A 2,048-nucleotide genomic window follows, 5' to 3' on the forward strand; every position below is an offset into this window, starting at 1 on the left:
AATATAACAATTAAAGATTGCATGTTGCGACATATTGTTGCATATTGACTGTGCGCTATCGCCCAGCGTATGTGATTCTCGTCACATGAAATACAAAATCCGAAGAGGCACGCATAATGGCTACCAGTATTCGTTTAGATGACGACTTTGTTAGCGACGTAAAGGTTCATGCTGATGCTGCAAGTCGCAGTGTTCCAAAGCAGATTGAACATTGGGCAAAGATAGGGCGTATAGCCGAAGATAACCCTGATTTGCCTTACAGTTTTATTCTTGAATCTCTACTGGCGCAAAGCGAGGTCGATAACCACAAGGTTACGCGCTATGTCAGAAGGACAGCACGGAAGTGAGATTGACGTTTATGAAACCCGTCGATTCACAAAGGCATTAGCAAAACTACCAGAGGTTCACCTGGTGGTGGTGGAAGATGAAATCGAAAAGATTATCAAAAACCCCATCATAGGCGAGCAGAAAAAGGGGGATCTGAGTTATCTCCGTGTCCATAAGTTTCAGCTTAATAACCAGCTTACGTTGCTGGGATATAGCTGGGTAGAAGATAAAATCGAGCTTTACTTGTTAAGTTTAGGTTCGCACGAAAACTTCTATCAGGAACAAAAGCAGCAACGCAAAGCCGATCTCAAGTTAATTAGCTAGTCGGCATAAAATTTTAAGGCTCACTTCGGTGGGCCTTTTTTATTTAGCCCGCCGCCAGCGCCAATCACCCTCAAAAACTCCGTGTCTGAATGGATCACGGCGGCAGGGCTATTCCCTACACACAGCATACGAGCCCGACATACGCCGGGATTAATTTCCCCAATGGGGAGGCAGGATATGAGAATGCACAACTCCCCAGATGTATGGACGGTGATAGGGCTATGGATTGCTGAACACAGGGGTGAGCTATTAAGCGCTGCGCTTGCGGCATTAATGGCGTTACTGCGCGGGTGGTACTCAGGAGATGACAAAGTGAAAGTCACGCTTGACGCTGCTATGTGCTCACTCATTGCATGGTTCATTAAAGATATGCTGCTTATTTTATCTCTAGACCCAAGCTGGGCGATGATGAGTAGCGTGTTTCTTGGTTATTTAGGGACGGCATATATCGGTTCTGTGCTTCGTCGCATTATTGGCAACAAAACAGGGGCAGGCAATGCAAACCAATAAATTTAGCCAGCGCAGTGAAAATAACTTAAAAGGCGTTAACCCGGCACTAGTGCAAGTCGTTCGCCGTGCTCTGGAGTTATCGCTTGTTGATTTCGGCGTAACTGAGGGGCTTCGAACTGTTGAGCGACAAAAAGAGCTGGTAGCCAAGGGTGCCAGCCAGACGATGAATAGCCGCCATATTACTGGCCACGCTATCGACGTGTTTGCTTATCCAGCCGCAAGCGGCTCATGGGAATGGAAATATTACGAGCAGATAGCCATCGCATTCAAACAGGCGGCCAAAGATGTTGGCGTTCCTATTGAGTGGGGTGGCGACTGGAAGACGCTAAAAGATGGGCCTCATTTCCAGCTACCATACAAAGAATATCCGGCATGAATCGGGTAACGGCAATACTTATTGCTGCTCTGGTTGCTTCATTCTTTGGATCGGCCTATTACCAAGGCCAAGTGACAAAGCTCAAGCGTGACGTGGCAGAAATAACAGCAGTAGCCAGGCAACAACAAACCACCCTCGACCAGATAGAGGTCCAGCGCCAGCAAGTCGCCGCTATTGATATCAAATACACAAAGGAGTTGGCAGATGCCAAATCTGAAAACGAGCGCCTTCGTGCTGATATCGCTAATGGCGCTAAGCGGTTGCAGCTCAACGCAACATGTCCAAAGCCAGTGTCCAAAGCCACCGGTACCACCGGCATGGATGATGCTACCGGCCCCCGATATGATGCAGAATTTGAACGCAATTATCTCAGTCTCAGAGAGCGGATCGGAATTGCCACAACCCAAATAGAAGGCTTGCAGGCCTATATCAATAACGTGTGTCTGAAATAACCAGAGGAAATTATGAGCGAAGCAAAACCGCAGGATGGCAGCACAGTAAAAGGCTATCG

The 2,048-nt window shown here is 47.6% G+C and carries 5 protein-coding genes; all 5 read left to right on the plus strand.

Annotated features, from left to right (window positions below):
• The first annotated feature begins 116 nt into the window (after positions 1 to 116).
• Positions 117 to 347, plus strand: coding sequence for a ParD-like family protein (locus AEP37_RS23405; RefSeq protein ID WP_048901742.1), 231 nt, complete (start codon positions 117 to 119; stop codon positions 345 to 347).
• A complete protein-coding gene (locus tag AEP37_RS23410) occupies positions 322 to 651 on the plus strand; it encodes a type II toxin-antitoxin system RelE/ParE family toxin (RefSeq protein ID WP_049615578.1) in 330 nt (109 codons plus the stop codon). The genes AEP37_RS23405 and AEP37_RS23410 overlap by 26 nt, the downstream gene beginning before the upstream one ends.
• A 177-nt stretch (positions 652 to 828) precedes the next feature.
• Entirely contained in the window at positions 829 to 1,161 is a 333-nt protein-coding gene (locus tag AEP37_RS23415; RefSeq protein WP_049615579.1) for a phage holin, lambda family, read from the plus strand.
• Positions 1,148 to 1,537, plus strand: coding sequence for a M15 family metallopeptidase (locus AEP37_RS23420; RefSeq protein ID WP_049615580.1), 390 nt, complete (start codon positions 1,148 to 1,150; stop codon positions 1,535 to 1,537). The genes AEP37_RS23415 and AEP37_RS23420 overlap by 14 nt, the downstream gene beginning before the upstream one ends.
• Entirely contained in the window at positions 1,534 to 1,989 is a 456-nt protein-coding gene (locus AEP37_RS23425; protein WP_049615581.1) for a lysis protein, read from the plus strand. Before AEP37_RS23420 ends, AEP37_RS23425 begins: the two co-directional genes overlap by 4 nt.
• Positions 1,990 to 2,048: the final 59 nt, after the last annotated feature.

The sequence above is a fragment of the Yersinia pekkanenii genome (assembly GCF_001152565.1).
Lineage (GTDB): Bacteria > Pseudomonadota > Gammaproteobacteria > Enterobacterales > Enterobacteriaceae > Yersinia > Yersinia pekkanenii.

Coding starts and splice junctions, on each gene's coding strand:
- AEP37_RS23410 (WP_049615578.1), top strand. CDS start 322: ATGTCAGAAGGACAGCACGGAAGTGAGATTGACGTTTATGAAACCCGT.
- AEP37_RS23425 (WP_049615581.1), top strand. CDS start 1,534: ATGAATCGGGTAACGGCAATACTTATTGCTGCTCTGGTTGCTTCATTC.
- AEP37_RS23415 (WP_049615579.1), top strand. CDS start 829: ATGAGAATGCACAACTCCCCAGATGTATGGACGGTGATAGGGCTATGG.
- AEP37_RS23405 (WP_048901742.1), top strand. CDS start 117: ATGGCTACCAGTATTCGTTTAGATGACGACTTTGTTAGCGACGTAAAG.
- AEP37_RS23420 (WP_049615580.1), top strand. CDS start 1,148: ATGCAAACCAATAAATTTAGCCAGCGCAGTGAAAATAACTTAAAAGGC.